The organism is Methanospirillum lacunae (genome assembly GCF_003173355.1).
GTDB classification, from domain to species: Archaea; Halobacteriota; Methanomicrobia; order Methanomicrobiales; family Methanospirillaceae; genus Methanospirillum; species Methanospirillum lacunae.
The window spans coordinates 24171-45701 of record NZ_QGMY01000018.1 but is presented as its reverse complement, the minus strand read 5'-3'; the positions used below and the strand labels follow the sequence as shown (position 1 = coordinate 45701).

The 21531-nt window shown below is 41.6% G+C and carries 21 protein-coding genes; 8 read left to right on the top strand and 13 right to left on the bottom strand.

Features of this window, described 5'->3' with window-relative positions:
- Positions 1-197 precede the first annotated feature (197 nt).
- A complete protein-coding gene (locus DK846_RS16760) occupies positions 198-1550 on the top strand; it encodes a secretion protein (protein ID WP_109970152.1) in 1353 nt (450 codons plus the stop codon).
- Between the two features lie 615 nt (positions 1551-2165).
- Positions 2166-4397 (top strand): methyl-accepting chemotaxis protein, encoded by a 2232-nt coding sequence (locus DK846_RS16755; protein WP_109970151.1) that lies wholly within the window; start codon positions 2166-2168, stop codon positions 4395-4397.
- Positions 4398-4468: 71 nt separating this feature from the next.
- Here DK846_RS16755 and DK846_RS16750 read toward each other — a convergent pair whose 3' ends face one another.
- The 3 genes from DK846_RS16750 to DK846_RS16740 form a co-directional block, all read right to left on the bottom strand.
- Positions 4469-5077: a sulfite exporter TauE/SafE family protein gene (locus DK846_RS16750; RefSeq protein ID WP_109970150.1), complete on the bottom strand. Its 609-nt coding sequence runs from the start codon at positions 5075-5077 to the stop codon at positions 4469-4471.
- A gap of 114 nt (positions 5078-5191) precedes the next feature.
- Positions 5192-6331, bottom strand: a complete 1140-nt coding sequence (locus DK846_RS16745; RefSeq protein WP_109970149.1) for a 4Fe-4S binding protein — start codon at positions 6329-6331, stop codon at positions 5192-5194.
- Positions 6332-6475: 144 nt separating this feature from the next.
- Positions 6476-6964 carry a TspO/MBR family protein gene (locus tag DK846_RS16740; protein WP_109970148.1) on the bottom strand — a complete coding sequence of 163 codons (489 nt, stop codon included), beginning with the start codon at positions 6962-6964 and terminating at the stop codon, positions 6476-6478.
- Positions 6965-7064: 100 nt separating this feature from the next.
- Here DK846_RS16740 and DK846_RS16735 point away from each other — a divergent pair, with 100 nt between their 5' ends.
- A complete protein-coding gene (locus DK846_RS16735) occupies positions 7065-7637 on the top strand; it encodes a DJ-1/PfpI family protein (protein ID WP_109970147.1) in 573 nt (190 codons plus the stop codon).
- Positions 7638-7720: 83 nt separating this feature from the next.
- Here the strand turns inward: DK846_RS16735 and DK846_RS16730 are convergent, their stop codons facing one another.
- The 8 genes from DK846_RS16730 to DK846_RS16695 form a co-directional block, all read right to left on the bottom strand.
- On the bottom strand, positions 7721-8233 hold the full coding sequence (locus DK846_RS16730) for an IPT/TIG domain-containing protein (RefSeq protein ID WP_181391846.1): 513 nt from the start codon (positions 8231-8233) through the stop codon (positions 7721-7723).
- Between the two features lie 124 nt (positions 8234-8357).
- Positions 8358-9068, bottom strand: a complete 711-nt coding sequence (locus DK846_RS16725) for an ABC transporter ATP-binding protein (RefSeq protein WP_109970145.1) — start codon at positions 9066-9068, stop codon at positions 8358-8360.
- Positions 9069-9070: 2 nt separating this feature from the next.
- Positions 9071-10279: an ABC transporter permease gene (locus DK846_RS16720; protein WP_109970144.1), complete on the bottom strand. Its 1209-nt coding sequence runs from the start codon at positions 10277-10279 to the stop codon at positions 9071-9073.
- Positions 10276-11541 (bottom strand): COG1361 S-layer family protein, encoded by a 1266-nt coding sequence (locus tag DK846_RS16715; RefSeq protein ID WP_146201263.1) that lies wholly within the window; start codon positions 11539-11541, stop codon positions 10276-10278. Before DK846_RS16715 ends, DK846_RS16720 begins: the two co-directional genes overlap by 4 nt.
- 70 nt (positions 11542-11611) lie before the next feature.
- On the bottom strand, positions 11612-11917 hold the full coding sequence (locus tag DK846_RS16710) for a hypothetical protein (RefSeq protein WP_109970142.1): 306 nt from the start codon (positions 11915-11917) through the stop codon (positions 11612-11614).
- Between the two features lie 45 nt (positions 11918-11962).
- Complete coding sequence (locus DK846_RS16705) at positions 11963-12733, bottom strand: toast rack family protein (protein WP_109970141.1); 771 nt, start codon at positions 12731-12733, stop codon at positions 11963-11965.
- Positions 12730-13311 carry an HAAS signaling domain-containing protein gene (locus DK846_RS16700; RefSeq protein WP_109970140.1) on the bottom strand — a complete coding sequence of 194 codons (582 nt, stop codon included), beginning with the start codon at positions 13309-13311 and terminating at the stop codon, positions 12730-12732. The genes DK846_RS16705 and DK846_RS16700 overlap by 4 nt, the downstream gene beginning before the upstream one ends.
- A complete protein-coding gene (locus DK846_RS16695) occupies positions 13298-13624 on the bottom strand; it encodes a PadR family transcriptional regulator (protein ID WP_109970139.1) in 327 nt (108 codons plus the stop codon). The genes DK846_RS16700 and DK846_RS16695 overlap by 14 nt, the downstream gene beginning before the upstream one ends.
- 236 nt (positions 13625-13860) lie before the next feature.
- Here DK846_RS16695 and DK846_RS16685 point away from each other — a divergent pair, with 236 nt between their 5' ends.
- Positions 13861-14541 (top strand): DUF4013 domain-containing protein, encoded by a 681-nt coding sequence (locus DK846_RS16685; RefSeq protein WP_109970137.1) that lies wholly within the window; start codon positions 13861-13863, stop codon positions 14539-14541.
- Positions 14542-14700: 159 nt separating this feature from the next.
- Positions 14701-15006, top strand: coding sequence for a hypothetical protein (locus DK846_RS16680; RefSeq protein ID WP_109970136.1), 306 nt, complete (start codon positions 14701-14703; stop codon positions 15004-15006).
- A gap of 27 nt (positions 15007-15033) precedes the next feature.
- On the opposite strand, the gene DK846_RS16675 is transcribed toward DK846_RS16680, so the two are convergent.
- Positions 15034-15687, bottom strand: coding sequence for a chemotaxis protein CheC (locus DK846_RS16675; protein WP_245926598.1), 654 nt, complete (start codon positions 15685-15687; stop codon positions 15034-15036).
- A 480-nt stretch (positions 15688-16167) separates the two neighbouring features.
- Here DK846_RS16675 and DK846_RS16670 point away from each other — a divergent pair, with 480 nt between their 5' ends.
- Positions 16168-16683: a hypothetical protein gene (locus DK846_RS16670; protein ID WP_146201262.1), complete on the top strand. Its 516-nt coding sequence runs from the start codon at positions 16168-16170 to the stop codon at positions 16681-16683.
- Between the two features lie 645 nt (positions 16684-17328).
- Here the strand turns inward: DK846_RS16670 and DK846_RS16665 are convergent.
- The gene (locus tag DK846_RS16665; protein ID WP_146201261.1) at positions 17329-17916 is read right to left on the bottom strand and encodes a hypothetical protein; all 588 of its coding nucleotides are present in this window, start codon (positions 17914-17916) and stop codon (positions 17329-17331) included.
- 442 nt (positions 17917-18358) lie between these two features.
- Here DK846_RS16665 and DK846_RS16660 point away from each other — a divergent pair, with 442 nt between their 5' ends.
- Both DK846_RS16660 and DK846_RS16655 read left to right on the top strand, forming a co-directional pair.
- Positions 18359-20842: a methyl-accepting chemotaxis protein gene (locus DK846_RS16660; protein ID WP_181391845.1), complete on the top strand. Its 2484-nt coding sequence runs from the start codon at positions 18359-18361 to the stop codon at positions 20840-20842.
- A 188-nt stretch (positions 20843-21030) separates the two neighbouring features.
- Complete coding sequence (locus tag DK846_RS16655; RefSeq protein WP_146201260.1) at positions 21031-21510, top strand: GNAT family N-acetyltransferase; 480 nt, start codon at positions 21031-21033, stop codon at positions 21508-21510.
- Positions 21511-21531 lie beyond the last annotated feature (21 nt).

Here is a 21531-nt window from a genome sequence, read left to right as displayed (position 1 = left end):
TGGAAGTTCTATAGTTTTGGTCCCACGAATCTGGGAACTCTGATTCTCATCAAATATCTTATCCCTGTGCATCTGCGCATTTTTACCTGGAACAACCGGGTTTGAGATATTCTGTTTCAAGTATCGGAAATAACCTTTATCATCTCTCGTGTTCGAGTAAAGAGTAATACCTCCTGATCTTCTTCGACAAAAAAATAATGACATCAATGGTTTGTTCGCATATTGTTCATCAGGCTGTCTTCATGATTCCAGGAGTACTGCTGATGCTTTTGTTCCTGGCATTACCTGTTTCTGTTGCAGGATCTGATTCTTTGGAATCTTCATATCATACCATTGATATTGAGTACCCAGACATTATAACCCCTGAAATATACTGGCAAAAATGCCTGAACGGACCAATTACTGATTCATCATATATTATCCAGCAGACCAGTGACGGGGGATATCTTTTGATCGGAAGGCCTGATTCTTCTGGAGAGAATGGTACTGACTCCAGGCAGAATCCTGGTTACTGGATTGTGAAACAGAGTCCTGGTGGTGAGATAGTATGGCAGAAGAGTTACCGTGGATCGGGTTGGCAATCTCCTGATATCCTGAGTCAGACAGAATCATGCGGGTATGCTTATGGAGGAAAATTTGGACCCGGTGAAAAGAATGCCACTATAAACCAGAGTATGAATACCTCCTGGATCATTAAACTTACACGAGAAGGCCTGATTTCATGGGAAAAAAGTCTTGACACTCCAAATCATGAAGAGATCCATAGTATCCAGCAGACCCGTGATAGTGGTTATATCGTATCAGGAAGTATCAGGTTTCCAGATGGATTGCACACCCCAAGCCGCAGTGATCGCGATATTTGGATTGCAAAACTGACCTCTTCCGGAGATCTCATCTGGAAAAAAACCTTTGGAGGAACAAAAGATGATCTGGGATACAGTATACGTCAGACAATAGATGGTGGCTATATCATGGCAGGAGCATCGGCCTCCCATGATGGTGATGTATCCGGTAATCACGGTGATCTCGATTATTGGATAGTCAAACTTACCCCCGGGGTTGAAATCACCTGGCAGAAGTGTTTTGGAGGATCACAAAACGATATACCATATTTTATTCAGCAACTTTCTGATGGCGGATATATTATTGCCGGAGCTTCAGCATCCGATGATGGTGATGTATCCGGTAATCACGGTGAGCTCGATTATTGGATAGTCAAACTTTCTCCAGGAGGGGATCTTGCATGGCAGAGATGTTTGGGTGGAAAAGGCATTGATGAAGCAAAAAGTATCAGACAGACCCGTGATGGTGGATATATAGTGGCAGGGGGATCAGCATCCGATGATGGTGATGTCACCGGGAACCACGGAGATTCTGATTACTGGATAGTAAAACTTGGCCCTGATGGGGGCCTGAAATGGGAAAAAAGTCTGGGAGGGAGCATGTATGATTCTGGAGAAAGTATCCTGCAGACAAATGATGGAGGATATATTATTGCAGGAATTACCCTGTCTGAAGATATAGATATCGCGGGAAACAGAGAGAAATAGTTTACAAGATTGTTTTCGTTTGTGTGAGTTTCCAATATTCCGTTTCCATAAATTCCTACAAATTAACAAATACTTTTGTGTACCATGAGAGGAGAATATAGGGTTATAAAAAAAATTTAGAAAGAATGACTCCCGGTGTGTACGAACCCTCGGAGAACTGATGGTTCTATCATAATTATTAAAGTTCCTGATGATGCATCTGTTTTTTAAAAAATGCAGATTTAATTAAATGGTTGTTCTTGTCTTTATTTTCCCTATTCGCCTTAATATCTCGGATCAGATGAATAAGCCGATATTGACTTTGTGTATGCTATGGCACCCTCCTAAAAAACCTCAAAATCGGAGGATAATGTATGTTTATTCATTATTCTCTCTCAAAATACAGGGTTCTCATTCATATCATTTATATTTTGTGTCGATGGCGCCATTATGGCCTTCCTTAATTAGTTTACGGTCTCACTAATTGTTTTAGACATTAATTTAAAAAAATGTCTTCAACTTCAGGAAGTGTACAAAAAGTGCTGGATCCAGCCTGATGTTTATATATTCTATAATGATCGATCATCAGGTGCAAAACCAGATCTAAAGTGAGTAAATGTTTACAGTGGGGGGAAAATGCAGTTTAAACGTCGTTTAATTCTTATGATGCTTGGAATTTCAGTAATTCCATTGCTGATTATTGGGTCAATTGGTATATTTAGTTTATTTTCAGTCAGTAATACGATTGACATCAAGGTAAATGAGATTGGAAATGAATCCATTACCTCTTCAACCGGTGCATTACAAAAACTTGCTGAAGATAATGCGGTTGACAGTACAAAATCTATCGCCAAAGAATTAGAGATATACCTGGCAGATCATCCTGATAAAACCTGGTCTGATCTTTCGAAAGATCCTGCTTTCAGGGCAATTGCTGTACAACCGGTTGGTTCACAGGGTTCCAGTCTTATTGGAGATCCAATAGGATTTAAAAACCTCATGCATTCTTCAAAAGCTAAAGAAGGTATGTCCTATGAGGATTACAAGGTTGATCAACCTGAACTTTACGAAATAGTGAACCGGATTAAAAATGGATCTCCGGCAACAGGATATTACAAGTCAAAAGAGACTGATGGATCATACCGGGATAAATTTATCAGTTATTATCCGGTAAATCTGACATCCAAGGATGGAGTCCATATGGTTGTCGGCATTGCTGTGTATATCGATGAATTCCTGAAGCCTACTAAGGTTCTTGGAGAGAAGTTACAAACTGAAAACGATAATCTTGTAAATGAACTGGCCAATTCAACACGGCAGGCCATACTTCTCATCTTCATAATTGCTATCCTCACTATCATTGCTGTTATGTTCATTGGGATTGCCTTTGCCCGACAAACCACTACACCCATTGAAAAAACTGCACGAATGATCAGTGAGATGGGGAAAGGTCATCTTTCAGAGAGGCTCAAACTTGACCGGGATGATGAGATAGGAATTTTGGGGAGGGAAATGGATGCATTTTCTGATAACCTCCAAAATACTGTTGTATCTGCCCTCAAAAAGATTGCATCTGGTGATCTTTCGATTAATGTCGTACCCAAGGATGAGCAAGATGAGATCTCACATGCTCTTATTCAGTTAGTTGAGTCAATATCTGGTATTACTGGTGAGATCAAAGGATTGATTCAGGATGCAGAAAATGGAGAACTTGCTAAACGTGGTAATTCTTCAAAGTTCATCGGAGCATACAAGGATATCATCATTGGTATCAATAACATGCTTGATGCCATAACCACTCCTCTCAATGAGGCACTTCGTGTTTCAGAACAGTTTGCACAAGCCAAATTTTCTGCCCGGTTTGATGAAACTGTTATTACAAAAGGAGATCTGATTTCCCTGAAGAATGGACTCAACACGATTGGTATTGAACTCTCAATTGCTATCAAGGATGTTTCTGAACAGGTTAATTCCCTCACTGCGTCATCAGAAGAAGCTGCAGCAAGTATTGAAGAGATAACTGCGGGTGCTTCATCTATAGCACAGAGTTCATCTGTAGTAAGTACAAATGCAGAAAACAGTGTCCATGCCATTGAGCAGGTTCTTACAGCTATGGAGGATTTAAACCATTCTGTTGCAACAGTCGCAACAAAGGTGGAATCTGTAAGCAATCTCACTCTTGATGCCAATACTACCTCTGTAAAAGGAGTGGAACAGGCTGCAGTAGCTGAAGGAGGCATTAAAGCTATTAATGGTGCTGTCTCTGATGTCGGGTCAATTATTACCGAAATTAGAGATCAGATGATTGAAATAGGAAAAATTGTTGATATTATCAGCAGTATTGCAGATCAGACAAACCTGCTTGCACTAAACGCAGCAATAGAAGCGGCACGGGCAGGAGATGCAGGTATGGGATTTGCAGTTGTCGCTAATGAAGTGAAAACACTTGCTCAGGAATCCCAGGGTTCAGCAGAAAATATTGCAAAAATTATCAGTTCTCTGCAGCATCAGTCAAATCGTGCTGCTGATGCAATGAACCAGGCCAATACTGAAGTTTCAAAAGGATCACAAGCGATTACTGACACAATCAAGTTCTTTAATGAAATTGCAATTCAGGTAGAAGAAATTTCAAAGAATATGACTGAAGTTGCAAGTTTATCAGAAGAGGAGTCAGCTACTGTTCAGGAAATTACCTCCAGTGTATCTGAAGTAAAAACTATGTCGGTAGAGACAGCAAAAGAAGCAATCAGTTCGGCTTCTGCTTCTGAAGAGTCTGCATCGGCTCTTAATCAGATGTCAACAATAATCAACGATTTGTCTATTATTGCAACCCGCATTGATGAGTCTATGTCAAGACTCAACAAATAAATTTTTTATTCTAGTTTTATTGCCCTGGTTAGTCTTTTATAGGGAATGGTTTTTAGGGTTGCAAAATAGGTTTATCCAACGATATAGCCTATTCCGACAAAGAAGAATACGATTGAAGAAAGTATTGCCGTGATTCTTCCTACAACTCTGAAATTTTCATACTTTCCTACGTATCCAACAGGGATGAGAAGCACAAGATAAATGGATGTCCCAATAAAAAATCCAAGAAATAAAAGTATACTACCTAGCAGATTTCCGAGTGAGATGGCATAACTTATCGCAAGAAGGAATGGAGGACATATATTTATCCCGGTTAGGAATCCGAATAACACTGGAATATTTGATTGGATTTTTGGGTTGCAGCCGCAAAAACGTGGGTGGATTGGGATTAGGCTGAATGTGTATAGCAATAGTAGTACTGAAACCAGCACTAATGCAGCTCCTCCAATTTTGTGGAATAGGTTTTCTTCCAGGTTAGCCGCGAATATTCCTACTGCAGTTCCGATTAGGATATATGCACAAAGTCTGCCTATTGATAGATTTATTGTCGTGGACACTATTTTTTTAAGGTTTCTTTTCTCTCCAAGCATGAATGGTACCATGATTGGAGCACAGGATGCAAGACAGAAGAGGCCCGTGGATAATCCGAGAAGGATACCTGATGCGATGGTCTCAATCATCAGTATCTCCTCATGAATGTATTTTCATAAGCATGGTGACTGTTATTATAAAAATTACAATCAGGTAAATATATGCAAGAATTCTCCTCACTGTTTCCTTGTTTGAAAACGTGATCATGATGAAATCCCCCCAGTGAGGAGAAAGACCTCAATGGCCATGGCAAATGTGTATGCCATCATGATACAGAATGTAACCGCCAGGATAATGAACAATGTACGAGCCTGAGTAGTTGTTCCAGTAAGAGTGTAGTCGATTGCTCCTTTTGGGCATTTATCCATACAATGACCACACCTGACACATTCGATTGTTGGTTCAGGTTTTTCTGACTTTTCTGTAGTAATAGCAAAGACATCGCAGGTCTTTACGCAGAGGCCACAGTTGATGCATTTTTCATGATCTACTTTCACCCTGAATGGACTGACAATTCCCACAAGTGCATTTGCTGGAAGAAGGGGACATACAAGACTACAATAGAGCCGTTTTTTTGTGAGGAATGGTCCTGCAATTAATAAAACAAACCCTCCAATAACAAAGATAAGTGCCTGAATCCATTCAATTGAAGAAGTCACCATTGGTGGATCATATACAATTCTGAGTGGGCATACCCATGAACAGAAGACCGGTGAAAACGTTACCAATGCAATGAGAATAAAAAATAGCATGAGGGCATATGGGAGCATTTTTGCCCATTTTGGAACAGTATCAAGTCTGATTAAAGGTTTCTTGGGAAGTGCAGCAAAAAACTGACTGATCCATCCGAAGAAACATATCCATGAGCACCATCCTCTTCCAAGTAGAATGATCATTGCAAGCCAGAGAAGAAGGATACTTATTAGTGCTGCAACGGTGGAGGGAAAGATCATCTTTCCTGTCAAAACAAGTGGAATCGAAACAAACGGGATGGTTATTGGACAAATTGGGGTGGTCCCTGCAGTAATTACTGACTGGCTTAATAAGATACTACCCCTGGACACAATATGTTCAATTGAAAATGAAATTGTGAATAAAATACCCATTAATACATAGATTCCCAGTCTGAACCGTGAAATTATTCTAGTAGTAAGTATGGAGTAGGTGATTGTTCCTCCAAAAATTGCCAAGATTCCGCTTGTAATTATTGAGGTTATTGATCCGGTTCCATGACTGGTGAAGAAAAAGATAAGAAAGCACGTTATTAATGCAGCAATGATATTGTTTCGCCGTAAATTGGAATATGAAACAATATCGTTGCCTGATGATAAATTCCCTGGCATTACTGTATCGTACAAATGGGAATTGTCATCCAAGTGTTATGTTTATGATTTCCTTTTGTTAAATCATTATATGAATAAACCATTTCTATACTAATTATTCCCCTGAAGTTTTAGGTATTGCGATTTTCGTATTTTAGTATGTTTTTACATATTCAGGAGAAATACTGCTGCATTGAGTACGGTTGCACAACATGTCCAGCAGAAATAAGGGATGAAAAGATATGCTGCAGGACTTGAAATATTTTTAAATATCTGAATTGTAAGGCCGATAAGGTATAGGAGTGCGATAATTACGACTAACCCCATTGCCGGGGATCTCATCCCAAAGAAAGCAATAGTCCAAAGAAAATTGAGTAGTAATTGTGCTCCAAAACAAATTACGCCTCTTTTGACCTCATTATTCTTAAATCCGTCTTTGATGATAAGCCACAGGGAAACGCCCATCATACAGTAGAGTATTGTCCATATCGGTGCAAATACCCAGTTTGGAGGGGTGAACCAGGGTTTTGTGAGTGTGTTGTACCAGATTGGGATTGAAGATGTTGTAATAACTGATCCTAAAGCTCCGATTAAAAGTGGTAGGACGATGCAGCCAATCAGAAGGAGAAGTGAATGAAGTGATGGGATCTTCATGATTCTTAATTGGTGGTGATGCTACATTATCTTTGGTTCCAGTTTGTGAGGTATGTACTTTGCTTTGAGCATCCAACCTCTAAAATGTCAGGTTTGAAGTATGAAGATCGCATTTGTTCTTTACGATAACGTTACACTCCTTGATTTTGCCGGACTCTATGATCCGATCTCTCGTCTTAAAACCATGGGATTTTGCCCTGATTTAGAATATGTGGTTTCTTCCCATACAGACCAGATCAGATCCTCAGAAGGGCTTGTCATGATACCAGATGATATCTGTACAGATTTCACTTTATATGACTATGTAGTCATACCCGGAGGCGACGGAGTGAAGGATCTCATGAAGAATTCTGAATTCCTCCAATGGATCTCTACAGTTGGTCAGGATACAACCATTGCCGCAGTCTGTGGCGGAGTTCTTCTCCTTGGAGCTGCAGGTCTTCTTCGTGATCGCAAAGTTACAACACATCCTGCAATGCAGCCTGTTTTAAGGCACTTTGCCCGGGATGTCCTGGAAGATCGAATAGTTCCTGATGGAAAGATTATCACTGCAGGAGGAGTAACTGCTGCAATAGATCTTGGTCTATATATCACAGAACTGATTGCTGGTCGGCAGGTGAGAGAGACGATCCAGAAACAGATGGATTATCCGCATTACCCTGTGACATTGTAAGATGGCATTGCTTCCTTATAATTGAAATGGGATTTGCACAATCGCAGAAAAAAAGTATAGGATCCCGGATATTGGGGTTCTTATTATTCTTTAATTGTAAATTTCACTGGTGTTGAGCTTTCCTTTCCATTCTGCTTGACAACTACGTTCCAGTCACCTGCTGGCACATTGGTTGGCATCTTGAAGTTTCCACTGATGAGTGAATTGGATACTACAGTATTCTTTGCAGCTTCAATGGTCTTGGTCTTGTTTTTGACTTCTGTCTCAAGGTATACCTTGGCAGTCTTGTCAAAATCTGAACCTGTCACGTTGAATGCGACCTTGTTTCCGAGAGTTCCTGAACTTGGTGTAATTGAGATTACCTTTGGTGCGGTCAGGATTTTTGCAACAGTTGTTGTGTTGGCTGGCTGGGTTGGTTGTGCAATCTTTGCAGTGCTGGTGACGTTTCCGGTAGATGTAGTGGTCGGTGTGGTGGTTTTTACAACCTTGGTAACATTGGTTGCGTTACCTGCCGGGGTGGTGGTTGTTGCCGACACTACTGAGAAGATGAGACAGCAGGATAATACTGCTGCAATAATGAACATTTTACGATCCATAATAACCACTTCATGTTGCATCTGTCCCTTTAATATGATTATTATCAAATCGATGTAAAATTGCGATGCTTTCTTTATTTTAGTATATGAATGAAAAAAGTGGGTATGCTCAATATCCCGCGTTTCAAGATTGAAGGGTACTTGTCCGTTCATGGAGTACTGGCGGACCATCAGAAATTATTTTCCCGTCACGCAGGATGATCACCCGGTCGAAGTATTCCATGTGCCACTCTTCATGAGAGACCATCACGATTGTCTGTTGGAGCTCATGATTGATCTGTCTAAAGAGATCAAGCACGTTTCTGGAGCTTTCTGTATCCAGGTTTGCACAGGGTTCATCAGCAAACAGGATTTCAGGTCTGTTTACAACAGCACGAGCGATAGAAACCCTTTGCTGCTGACCGCCTGATAGTTCACTCTGCAGGGCATTGTGGCGATGCCAAAGTCCGACACGCGTTAAAATCTCCTTTGTCTGGGACAGGTACTCTTTCTCGCTGGTACCCCTTACCATAGATGTGAGGTAGACATTCTCCTCCACGGTTAGTTCAGGCATCAGGGCATAATCCTGAAAAACATACCCGAGTCTCTTCAACCTGAATCTGGATTTCTGTTGCTCTGTAAGAGTTGATACATCTATGCCACCGATAAGGATCTTCCCACTTGTTGGTGTATCGAGAAGGCCAATCATGTGAAGAAGTGTTGATTTGCCTGATCCTGATGCACCCATGATCCCGACAAATTCACCCTTTTTGATAGAGAGGGTTACGTTCTTGAGAGCGTCAACAGTCACTTTTCCCATTTCATATACTTTTGAGAGGTCCGTTATCTCGATCATAATCAGGCCCGCATTGCAGTCATTATGTCCTCACTTGCCACACGCCATGCTGGTATATACCCGGCAATGGCTGCCGCAATGTAGAGTAGGATTGTGTTTGTGATGAGATCTGAAGCGCTGGCATAGGGGGTGACATCGCCGTCAGGGAATTTGATTGGGTATAAAGTGAGCAGTCCGACCATTCCCTCAACAATGCAGACTCCAAGGATGGTACCGGCAGTCGTGAGCAGGAGAACCTGGAAAAGGTAGTTGTTGATGATGATACTCTTTTCAACACCGATTGCCTTGAGAACACCGATCTGGCGACGACTGTTCAAGGTCTTGATCATGATGACGATAAAGAGAACTACGATAGCGATGACCAGGCTGACGATAACGGTAACACTGTTGATAATTGAAAAACTCTGAATTGCCCTGCCAAATGCTTCTTCAAGAAGATCCTGCCATGTCTTTACCTTCTCCTGGACTCCAAACCGTAAGATTGTCTGCTTAACCTGTGCTTCAGGAAGATCAGGCGAGGTTTTTATGATGAGGCCGGTAGATCTGTCAATCGGATGGCCAAGTACACTCTCCATCTCGTTCCAGGTGACAAAGACATCCATATCTGCCTGATAAGAACGGGTCTCAAAGATCCCTTTTACTCGATATTCACGGGTTACCCCGTTTGTATATTCGATGGTGACCGGGTCTCCGGTTCTGACATATCCAAGTGAGGAACCCATATCCTCATTCTTGTCTTTGTGACCGGCTGTCTGGATACCAATGATTACCTCACCTGTCTCACCATCAGAGAGGTATTCTCCTTCTTTCATCTTTTTCCAGGTCCCGGTAACCATACGCTCGTCATCAGGACGAATCGCAGTGACAGTTCCTCCTATCCGGTTTCCCTCATTTTTTAGTGTAGCTCCCATCGAATAATGGGCTGATGCCCTGATGACTCCGGGAATCCTGTTTAGTTTATCTAAAAGACTACTCACGTCCTCGATGTACTGCTCATTATCTTTAGTTTCGACAAGAATGTTGCCGGTCTGGTACTCTATGATCGATCGCTCAGAATTCTTGATGACCCCCATGATGATAGAGGACATGAAGATCATGTTTGTAAAGACCATCGCGATGATGAGGATGGAGAGGTAGAGACTTCCTCTGCTTCCCCGTGATAATCCCCGGATAGCGAGGAAGAATGATACTTTCAGGTGCTGCAGACTCATTCCATCTCATCCGGGTTATTCTTCCTGCGCCAGTACCAGAAAACTCCAGCACCGATAACGACCAGAATGATAACACCTAGTATTGTTGAGCCTGAATCATCAGATCCCGGAATGCCTTGTGAAAGTTCACGGGTGAATGAGTGCTCTCCCCAGTCATCGGTCCAGGTTATTATAGCCTTGTACTTGTAATCCCCAGCCGGTGCTCCTTCAAGGATAAAGGTTGCCGGAGCATCGTTTCCAGGTTTTATCTTTCCGACAAATGCCTCTTTAGTTCCGACAATCGGCAGATCGATCTTTGCCGAGACAGCCTTTGCATCACCAGTTCCGGTGTTCTGCACCCGTATCATCAGATCGAATGCCTGTTTCTGTGAGACTCTGCTTGGGGTGGTCTCAACTGCAGTGATTCCGAGTTCAGCATTTCCCCTGACGTCGATACCTATGCTGCCAAGTTGTTCTACAGATGAGCCATCAATCTGGGCATATTTCATTCTGACAGGGACTTCCACAAGTCCTGCCTGAATATTTTTGTCCACGAGCAGAGAGAGATCACGGGTAACTGACTGGCCAGCTGCGAGTTGTTCTATCTGGAATGAACTGATTCCTGATGCAATAACAGATGGAGGGGTTCCGTTTATCATTACCTGAATGTTGTCAGCCTGACTTGAACCTTCATTTTTTATTGTGATATTGCCGTCGATCTTTGTTCCCGGTTTGACCATGGATGGGAATGAGTTTTCCAGTGAGAGAGTGGGTGTTCGAAGGACAGAGAGTTGGGTGCCGACGTTGACTGGAACCGGATATTTAAGGCTCTGCCCGTCCCGTACCCGAATCCAGATCTCAGGGAAATACAAACCGGTTTTCTGGGGTGCCTGAATGTAGAATGTTACCGGTATCGCCTGATCAGGTCCGATGTTTCCTTCAAATTTAGAGTCTGTACTGAGGAGGTCAATATCCTTACTTTTGAATGTGACAGAATCGATGTAAGGAATCACCGGTGAACTGAGTGAAGTTGTATCACTCCCTGATGTGACTGAACTTGTTTTTGTTCCTGAAGTTACTGATTTTAATGTAACTGTAAGTGTTCCTTTCTCTCCCGGTGTAAGAACTGTAGGCGTAACTTTGTAATCTTGGATGATCACCGATGGTACCTGGGGTGTGTCACCTGCGGCTGAAGCGGGTAGATTGATTAGTATCAGCCCACACAGGATAAACAAGGCGAATTTCCATGATATAGTGCAGCGATTTGAATTCTTTCTGATCATAGATCTTTGATAGATGTTTGAATTGTGATGGTCAATTGTCGTTTCTTAAAGGGTGGATGATACAGCATGACTACATGCCTTTCTCCCGGATTGGTAATCTTTTCATATCTTCGTACATGTTCAATATCGTTACAACACCTTCGTGCAGGAGGAAAACGCCGCATATCATATTCAGCACATGAGAGGCGTCAAGATTCCAGTTAGCAACTGCAAGCCCGAACAGCACTAGTGCGGTGGTGATATGTACAAACGCCTTGAATGAGAGGAACCGTATGTCCCTCTTGATTTCGGCCCTGTACAGGGGATACGTCCAGACAAAGGTCAGGAGTATGAGTAGGATTATCAGGACTCCTGCTTTGACTACCGGATCGGTCATATATTCTCCATCGTGAGTTTTTTGAGGAGAATATCCTCCAGATATTCAGGATTCATGTACTACCTTCATGGTGAGATCTCCGATTCCCTGGTTTACAGATAGTGAGATCACCGGTGCCTGACGATCCTGAACGGTATGGTAATACGTGCCTTTCTCTCCGTCAAGCCCTAATATGCTTCTGCTCCCGATGCCATTCTCAACATGAGTTGCAATTGAGGCATATGCAGGAAGAATAATTGTCATGCTTCCTATCCCTTCGTCAATGGATCCCATAAGGTGGGTCCCTTTCCATTCAGAGAGATCGAGGGTGAGATCCCCGGTACTCTGTTTGATCGAAAGGTCGGTCAGATTCGCATTTCCTGGCTTTATTCGAAGATCACCGGTATTCATCATGATCGAGAGTGAAGTCGGTACTTTCTGCCCAAGGGTAAGATTCCACTGATCCTCTTTTGATATGGGATCAAGCCACATGGATGACTCCTGTTTCATGTTCATATGGCCGATCTCATCCGTGATTTTGTACGAGATATCAGGTCCTTTCTGGGCATGCACTCCTGATATGTTACCTGATATGAGACTGGTAAATTGATCTTCAGAGAGGTTGATACTCCCGGAGTCCATCTCCAAGGCTACGATTGCATGATTGATCGTTCCTGATTCAATTTCAACCGGAGTGACGTTGGATTGGTATTTTGATCTGTAAGAATTTCCTTCAATGCCTGCGATAATCGCTCCGATGGCGAAGGATACTACTGTTATGATGAGTAGCCAGATGATAATCTGCCTGAGGGGTGGGAATCTGATTCCAGTGTTCATAACGTCTCCTTCCCTGAAATTACTTCAATATTCCACCGAAGGTATCTGATTGTTTGGCGGTAGCAGATCCTTGTTAACCAATAATCGAGTGCGATCATGAGAAGGCCTGCTGAAGTAAGTCCAATCCCAAAGAATACTGCTGCCAGAGGAGGTGTATCCAGTTGCATAGGCAGAACCCCGATAAGGATCAGCACAGCATATCCAGCCAGAAATGGGCCGGCACATGCGATTGAGAATCCAATGATCAGGATAAGGACGATCATAAGTACCAGGATCAGGAACGGGAGAAAGACTACAAACAGGTTGAACAGCCCGAGACCAACAGTTGCAAGAACAGCCCTGCCAATGCCTCTGGCAGAAGGGCTCTCTTCGGCACGGTTTACAAGAGAGACTGCTGCGTACTCTTTTCCAATTGATCTGGGATCCCCGAGTGCCGATGCTATCTCTACTTCGGTTCTCCCTTCCGTGATCCCCATCCTGAAGTGTTCATCATAATCTGCAAGGATCTCTTCCTGTTCATCCTCGGGGAGGGCTCGTATCGCCTGCCTGAGTTGCGATAAGTACTCATCCTTCTGCATGACTCACCCCTTCCAGCAGGCCGTTAACTGCAACAATGAACTCCTGCCATTCAGCAACAAGTTCATCTCTGATTATCCCGCCCTTTGCCGTGAGAGAGTAATACTTTCGTGCCGGACCTTCTGCAGATTCCTGAAGGTATGTAACAACATTCCCCTCATCTCGAAGGCGCCTAAGCAGTGGATAAATACTCCCTTCTGATATCTCGAACCGATGTGAGATATCCTGGACCAGTTCATATCCATACCGATCTTTTTCGCCAAGTAACACCAGCACACACATCTCCAGAACGCCTTTCTTAAATTGCGCGTTCATCGGTTTCTCCCTTCATGCGCATCCCCGAAGAACGGCTTTTTTGTTTCATAATTCTGATTAGTGACAGGTTCCATCATTTTAGTAGTATCTTGCATTGAAAGATAGTGAATAATCCTTGTACTTACTGATATTAAATGATTTGTGGGCTTAATTTCGGTATCTTCTTCCGAATTATCCTGTTCCTGATAGAATATCATTAAATGTCAGTCATACAAAACTTCGGATGGTAGAGCATTATGGATATTGGATCAGCAATTCGGGACTCAATCGATTATACGAAAGAGTCGGTATGGCAGCAGTGGAAACGGTGGATTCTTCTTACCATTATGTCGATCATCTTCCCTCTCATGATGGGATATACACTAGAGATTTACCGGGGAAAGACTCCTCCACCAGAGGTAGAGAACTTTGGAAAACTCTTTGTGAATGGTCTGAAGTACCTCGTAGCAATCTGTGTGTACTTTATTCCGGTCCTCATTGTCACAGTAGTTTCTTTCATGGCCATTGGCATGAGTATCTTCTCCAAGATTGCCGCCGGCGGTGAATTTCATTTTAATTTACATGATCTTGCACCCTACATATTCCCAATAATTGGTAGTAGCCTTCTCATATTCATCCTGGGAATTATTACCGTCCTCATCTCATCCATTGGGATTATACGAATGGCACGAACAGAATCTTTCATGGAAGCATTCAATTTCTCAGCAATTCTGCAAACTATTCGTGAGATTGGGTGGGGTTCATATCTTCTTGCTTCAGTTGTTCTGTGGGTAATAAGTTTTGTAGTAGGCATTTTCTTTAATCTCGTTACGGAAATTCCATATCTTGGATTTATTATCATGTTCTTTGTTTCGGTTGTATTCACCATCTTTGAAGCACGGTACCTGGCTCTCGTGTATGAGAGTGGTAACCAGTAACCCTTTTTTTATTGTCCTGGATAAAAGAGAATGTTTGTAGTCTCCCCCGGGTAAGTGTTCTGTGGCTAATCGAACAGGAATCCGGGTGTTATGCAGACATTCAATGTGTAGCTCAGTCTACGACAAATGCTTTTGCATAGCCTTTCATAGATTAATACTATGGAACAACATAAAACCGACCGGATTCTCATTATTGTCGGTCTACTCCTTGTAGTTGCAGTCGTCGGCTGGATCATTGCCAGTTCTCTTATTCCAGTAAAAGCGGTTGATACAGAAAAAATCCAGAAAAAGTATACCTCAAGTGGAAAGGCGTTTGGAGAATCAAAGTGCTGTAAAAATGATGATCAGATCTCTGCCAGATGTCAATTAGGTGGATCAGTTGGTTGTCAGGGACAGAAACTAGGATGTCAGAAAGCCTGTTCGCGGTCAGGGTATCCCTCATGTGGCCGACTGGGTCAGAGCTGATTGGCTTTCTGATAATCTGTATATCTGTTATCCTTTATTTTCAGATCTGACTTTTCTGAATCGTTCGAGGAGTTCTTTTAGAAGGGCATGGCTAGGAAGCAGAAATAATTCGGCATCTATCTCCTCATCTGCACAACTCATCTCGGTTTTGAAGAAGAGAACCTGGTCTGCATTGTCATCCACCTCATGAGTTGCGATGATAGATTCTAGGATAGCATGTGCCATATCGATAGTCATGGATGGTGGTGACGGGAGGAGAATAATAGAGAGAAGAGTGGCACAGGCATCCAGATATGATGACATCATGATGTTGCCAACCTCGTGAAGCATGCTTTTATCCATCTCGTCGATTTCCCTGTCGTTTTCAGGCTGTCCAAGCATGATATGGGAGAGTCTGAGAATTGAAGGTTTTGGGACATGCAAAACAAGTGATCCTCCACTTGTTACCTGTCCTTTTATCTGAAAGATTACCATCGCTGCAAGGGTGTCGTCAATATGCTCCTGAAGATTGCTTAAGTTCACCACCGAAATTGAAGGAAGACTGATGGTAACCTTCTGGTTAAGGAGGGTTGAGAGCACTGCAGCAGCATTCTGTGCTCCTGCATTCCCAAGTTCCCAGATCTCTTCTGATTGGTCTTTTGAAAGAAGGATAGTTCCGTCAGTTGATACTTCTGAGGTCATATGTATTCCTGTCTCTATATATCCAAACTACCTATGTTCTATTCTGTGAAGTTCGTATCTGTTCTGTTGAGTGTCAGAGAGAATGTAGTGTTCCAGGAAAAGGTTTTCCGGTTTCAATTATTTTAATTGTTGAACTGAATAATTAAATCTGATCAATGTTGAAAAATGATCCCGGATTACTGATATTTCGATATAGTTTTCAAAAATCCTATTGAGGGAAATGATCCACCTGCAGTAAAATTTTATCTTTATTACATTGTTTCGTTGTGATAGTCAGAAATTAATTCAGGAAGCATATACGATCCCGGATGAGATACATTCTATATACATAATTGAAAACTTTTCTTTATGCCTTGAGCTCTGTATGGACACAAGGAGTATACCCCACGGTGACAAAAATGATTTATGCGGTTCAGGGTTTTTCCCGAAAAAATTGCTGGTATTCTACGATTTTGTAATATCAAGGGTATTCTCCTGTTTATGGTAATATTATTGGGATTCATCCCCTGTAGTTCAATCGCTGAAATGTGGCAGCCTTCAGAGGCAAGATCATGGGTTCAGGCAGATATGCCTGCAGGTTGGAGTGTTTCTGTGGATTCAAATGAGACAGTGAAACCAGATGATGTAACCATCAAGGCTATCTCTCCTGATATGAATTCCCGGCTTACCTATATTCTGACGCATAGTCCAGATCCTATGAGTATCAACGAAATCCAGCAATTTCAAAATAGGTATATGAGTCAACTTGGATTTCGCATCTGTCAAACCAAAGAACCTGTAAGGGAAGAAAGTCTGGATCACACCGCATATCGCCAAACATACGTCCGGGGTAGTGATGATGCAGCCGTGATTGGAACGATAACATATCCTGGATGGGGGGTTGGACATTATATTCTGGTCATGGAAGGTCCTGAAGCAGTCAAACAATATTATGAATCTATCCCTCCACAAATTATCGGGCATATAAAACCGGTGAATACCAGTTTACCCGCCTGACCTGTAGGAGGTCGGGGTTCTGGTTATCAGATTCGAGACAGGTAGTCAGATATTATTTTTGATGTGCCGCGTTTGAATTCTGTCTCATTTTTTTTTGAATAGCAAGAGGTCTTGTCAGCCATTGGAAAAAGTTCGTTGCAACCGGTTGCAACAATAAATCAGGTCTTCTTTCATTTATTGAGTTGCAAAATATGATGAACATGTTTCAAAATTTTAGTGCCTGAAACCAGATGCAACGAGTAGTCCATGTCAAAAAATTTATTCAGCCTCTCATTTAGTATTGGAAATATTTTTGTGAGTGATGTGATGGTAATTTTCAATGAAACTATGTTATATTCGTTTCCTCGTAATCCTTTATACGGTGTTTCAGACAACGTATGTATGTCATAGGGAGAACATGCGGGCTACGGACAAACCCAAACACCCTGCCTGTCTAACCCTGACAGGAAACCTCCTGAGTAATACCCCACAATGTCCTCCTACATCCGTGCCGTATAACCCCTCAATCCTGTCCGGCCTGACTGATTCACTCCCTCTGCAAATATTTCCACAATGGACTGATCCTCCATTGTTTTTTACTTCTATTGATTTTGGCTCGTTTGAGCGATCAACGTTTAATAAATAAATCAGGTGGATAATTCCTGATTATGATTCTTTTGTAGAATTGGTTTCAACTTTGATCTGTCTGATATGGTCTGCAACATCATCAGGGAGATCATCGTAATAGGTACTGACTGCACTTCGTCCATTCATGAGGAGTGCATACTGGTACCTTCCCCAACCCGGGTATGCTCCAGAACAGACAACAGCTCCGTCGTCAGTGCCTTTGATATATGTCTGTTTCATTGCTGTGTTTCCATTAGTTTCGGTAAATGACGGTCTTTCCTGGCAGAGACAGAAACCCTGCTGATTCATGTACTTATCCTGGGTTCTGCTGAGATCTCCGGGAGATGCCTGGTTAGTATCGTGATCAAAAAGATATTGGAGAGTTGCTGATCCATCCGGGGATTTTGCCTCAAGAGTTGTTTTATCAGAATCAAATGGATCAGTGGTAATATCTCCGTAAGTCCATCCAGGGGGGATATCAACCTGGGCCCATGATGTCACATTAACCGGTTGCCATCCTGAATTTGTAACAGCGGTTGTTGAAGGACACAAGAAAAGGATAGAGAAAATGAGAATATTTACTGCCAGAAACATTTGGTTTTTACATAGGATATCAGGGATCTGCATATCTATTATTGGGAATTATGGAGACTAACAAGTTGTGCAGTACCTCTCAATGAGACTGTGATTATTGGTATATTTTTTTATTGTTATATTTTGACCGAGATATCCTATTAGATCTTTGATTTGAGTAATTTTATTCTTAAAGAACAATGCAGAATCATTTTGTCATGTAACTGAATCATCAGTTTTGGTTTATAAATTCATGGGACTCGCTTCAAAAAGTCAGTGCTATTGTAAATCAATATTCTCAATATTCTACAATAAATTCGTATCGATAATTATTATAAATATTACATAGAAATTCTTAGTCATAGTATTTAGAATAAAGTAATTTATTAATTATATCGATAACAGTGATCCCCGGTTTCTTTAGAGGATGGGAGTTAAGGCTCAGAGAAAATCGACTGATTACTGGTTTGGATATCTTCTTAAAAAAAGGGAAATCATGAATTCACTTATAGAACGTTCACATACTATTCAGGGACAAATTCTCATCTGGGGTGCTATTTCTCTCTTACTCGTAGCCGGAGTCCTTATCTGTCTGTCTTCATTTAGTATCTATCAACTTGTCCTCCAAGAGTCAACACATGAACTCATGGACTCTTCAGAGTCATATGCACTCAAGGTGTCAGATTCTCTTGATAAAAACCTGCAAATGGTTACAAATCTGGCCAATGCACTCACCGGTATCAAGAATCAGAACCTCTCGGTGAGCAGGGATCTTGTCAATTCTATGCTACGACAGTCTCTGAGCTCCAGTGACAAGGTCATTGGCATGTCAACCGGATGGGAACCAAACGCTTTTGATGGAGCTGATCGCGACTTTGTCAATAAAACCGGCCATGATGGAACCGGGAGATTTATTCCATACTGGAGTAAGGGTCAGACAGGCAATATTGCTCTTGAACCTCTGGTGGACTATGATACCCCGGGTGCAGGCGATTATTACCTGGTTCCAAAAAATACACACAATAACACCCTGACTGAACCGTATGTCTACCCTGTCCAGGGCAAGGACGTTTTTATGACAACAGTAGTCTCCCCTATTGTCGTTGAGGGAAAATTTGTCGGTATTGTGACTGCCGATACACCCATTGATTATATGCAAAGCCTTGCAGATCAATTTAAAGGAGATCCCCTGAATCAAACGATGACCATTGTGAGTAACCAGGGGATTGTAACCGGAAGCACAAATCATCCTGAACTGATCGGTAAAAATGCTTCAGATGCAATGTTGAAAGAGATCAAATCAGGATCAGGGTTAACCATTGTTGGTGATCAGATTCATCTAATAAATCCGGTGATTGTTGGAAATACTGACACTCCCTGGTATATTATAATCTCTGCTCCGTCCGGTGTTTTGTATAATGAGGCATACACAGCAATGCGAAATCAGGTAATTATCGGTATTATCCTGATCATTATCGGTCTTATTCTGCTGTATTATAAATCCCGGAAGATATCATATCCAATCGTTGCTATGACAGATCTCTCTAGAAGGCTGGCAGAAGGAGATCTTACTGTACCGATACAGCATACTTCCAGGGATGAGACCGGTAAACTGGCAGATGCATTTCGTGAACTTCAATCTAGTCTCCAACAAAAATCTGCCATTGTAGAAAAAATATCTGCAGGTGATCTGAATTTTACGTATCATGCCTCATCAGAGAAAGATGTCCTCGGTCAGTCTCTTGTTCATATGCAGACGACAATAAAAGATCTGACATCAGTTATTCATGACCTTGCAATCCGTTCATCTGATGGTGATCTGTCGGTCAGGGGAGATGACGGGAAATTTGTTGGAGATTTCAAAATAATTGTTCATGACCTGAATAAATCCTTAGAATCTGTTATTAATCCGGTACATGAAGCAATGCGGGTTGCAAATCATTATGCAGAGGGTCATTACTCTGTCAGGATGGATGAGCATGTTCCTGTTAAAGGAGATTTTATCCTCTTTAAAGAGACTTTAAACCAGATCGGGATGAGAGGCTCTGAGGCCATTGGTGGGATTCAGGACGAAGTTGAAAAACTTGAAAGCCAGATGGAAAAAAGTAATAAACGGGTTGATGAGATTGCCAGATCCATGAATTCTCTTGCTGAAAGTTCATCATCTGTAAGTTCATGTGCTGAGTTTAGTGGGAACGGGATAGTTGAAATTTTGGCTGTGATGAATGATCTGTCTCATACAGTAGGGGATGTAGATGGAAAAGCTCATCAGGCCAGTTTATACACAAACCAGGCAGTTACCCTTTCTGAAAAAGGTGTTTCGTTCGCACAAAATGCAGAAAAGGGTATGGAGGGAATTATCCAATCATTTGATACAACTACGAGCATTATCAAAGATATTACCAGTCAGATGGATGAGATTGGAAGTATTGTTGAATTAATTACAGATATTTCAGAGCAGACCAACCTTCTTGCTCTTAATGCAGCGATAGAAGCAGCCAGAGCTGGTGAATATGGGAGAGGCTTTGCAGTTGTTGCTGAAGAGGTTAAGTCACTTGCAGTTGAGTCACAGAAATCAGCAGAAAATATTACCACAATAATCGGAAGATTGCAGGAAAAATCCTTAGTTGTATCTGATTCTGTTGATGTTTCTTCTAAAGAGGTCCAATCCGGTAATGTCTCTGTTCATGAAATGCTTGGAATATTCAAAGAGATAACCGGGGTCATCACAAGTGCAAATACGAATCTTGTACTAGTGGCAAAGGCCACTGAGGAGCAGGCAGAATCGGTTGGCCGGATTATTAATCATGTCATGGAAGTTGAAAAGATGGCAAAAGAGACTGCAAAAGAAGCAGCAGGATCATCTGGCGCAACAGAAGAGATCAATGCAAGTCTGAATAAAATTGTGATGGCAATTCATGAATCTACTCTTTCCATTCAGAGTATTGCTGGAGAGCTGAAAAAATTCATAATTTCGTAGAATTGTTTTTTGTTTTTTTTGTATCTGGTCATCAGGCTTAAGGTTCATTTTCCAGATGATCTTTAACATTTTATTCATTTTGTCCGGTGTTTCGTGTGTTGATTTAGAAATAATATGGAATTTTTAATTGATTTCCTTTTTATGAGAGAAAAGCCTTATCTTCGAAAATATATAGTTTTTGAGATATTTTGCAGAATTTAACTATATTGCCAATGAACTCTGATAATTTCGAAGAAGCGAAAAGAATCATGGAAGAAACATTTACTGCATCTGTCCCTGATTTACCTGAAGATTTTGGCGTTGCAGATGATGACGGAAATATTCCTTCAATAGATGGAATATTAGAAAAACCAGATGCAACTCCCTTAGTTTTTTATCAGGGGGAGAGGATGATTGGGGGTGCAGTTGTAATTATAAATGATGATAATAACAACATTTTAGACCTGTTATTTATTGATTTAAATTGCCTGGACAAAGGAATCGGCTATAAGGCCTGGCTTGAGATCGAAAAAAAATATCCGCATACCAAAACCTGGACAACAGTAACACCACCATGTTTAGTGAGAAATGTACACTTTTATGTGAATAAATGTGGTTTTAACATTATCAGAAAAGATGATCCTAAAAGTCCTGATGCCATGTTTGTGTTTCAGAAAGTTATGACATAAATGTAACTACTCAACGCTATC

Bases quoted from the DNA above. Each gene is read 5' to 3' on its own strand.
- DK846_RS16755 (WP_109970151.1), top strand. From the start codon at position 2,166: ATGCAGTTTAAACGTCGTTTAATTCTTATGATGCTTGGAATTTCAGTA.
- DK846_RS16665 (WP_146201261.1), bottom strand. From the start codon at position 17,916: ATGCAGATCCCTGATATCCTATGTAAAAACCAAATGTTTCTGGCAGTA.
- DK846_RS16685 (WP_109970137.1), top strand. From the start codon at position 13,861: ATGGATATTGGATCAGCAATTCGGGACTCAATCGATTATACGAAAGAG.
- DK846_RS16660 (WP_181391845.1), top strand. From the start codon at position 18,359: ATGAATTCACTTATAGAACGTTCACATACTATTCAGGGACAAATTCTC.
- DK846_RS16700 (WP_109970140.1), bottom strand. From the start codon at position 13,311: ATGCAGAAGGATGAGTACTTATCGCAACTCAGGCAGGCGATACGAGCC.
- DK846_RS16710 (WP_109970142.1), bottom strand. From the start codon at position 11,917: ATGACCGATCCGGTAGTCAAAGCAGGAGTCCTGATAATCCTACTCATA.
- DK846_RS16725 (WP_109970145.1), bottom strand. From the start codon at position 9,068: ATGATCGAGATAACGGACCTCTCAAAAGTATATGAAATGGGAAAAGTG.
- DK846_RS16740 (WP_109970148.1), bottom strand. From the start codon at position 6,964: ATGAAGATCCCATCACTTCATTCACTTCTCCTTCTGATTGGCTGCATC.
- DK846_RS16670 (WP_146201262.1), top strand. From the start codon at position 16,168: ATGGTAATATTATTGGGATTCATCCCCTGTAGTTCAATCGCTGAAATG.
- DK846_RS16750 (WP_109970150.1), bottom strand. From the start codon at position 5,077: ATGATTGAGACCATCGCATCAGGTATCCTTCTCGGATTATCCACGGGC.
- DK846_RS16720 (WP_109970144.1), bottom strand. From the start codon at position 10,279: ATGAGTCTGCAGCACCTGAAAGTATCATTCTTCCTCGCTATCCGGGGA.
- DK846_RS16715 (WP_146201263.1), bottom strand. From the start codon at position 11,541: ATGATCAGAAAGAATTCAAATCGCTGCACTATATCATGGAAATTCGCC.
- DK846_RS16695 (WP_109970139.1), bottom strand. From the start codon at position 13,624: ATGAACGCGCAATTTAAGAAAGGCGTTCTGGAGATGTGTGTGCTGGTG.
- DK846_RS16705 (WP_109970141.1), bottom strand. From the start codon at position 12,733: ATGAACACTGGAATCAGATTCCCACCCCTCAGGCAGATTATCATCTGG.
- DK846_RS16735 (WP_109970147.1), top strand. From the start codon at position 7,065: ATGAAGATCGCATTTGTTCTTTACGATAACGTTACACTCCTTGATTTT.
- DK846_RS16760 (WP_109970152.1), top strand. From the start codon at position 198: ATGACATCAATGGTTTGTTCGCATATTGTTCATCAGGCTGTCTTCATG.
- DK846_RS16675 (WP_245926598.1), bottom strand. From the start codon at position 15,687: ATGACCTCAGAAGTATCAACTGACGGAACTATCCTTCTTTCAAAAGAC.
- DK846_RS16730 (WP_181391846.1), bottom strand. From the start codon at position 8,233: ATGGATCGTAAAATGTTCATTATTGCAGCAGTATTATCCTGCTGTCTC.
- DK846_RS16680 (WP_109970136.1), top strand. From the start codon at position 14,701: ATGGAACAACATAAAACCGACCGGATTCTCATTATTGTCGGTCTACTC.
- DK846_RS16745 (WP_109970149.1), bottom strand. From the start codon at position 6,331: ATGCCAGGGAATTTATCATCAGGCAACGATATTGTTTCATATTCCAAT.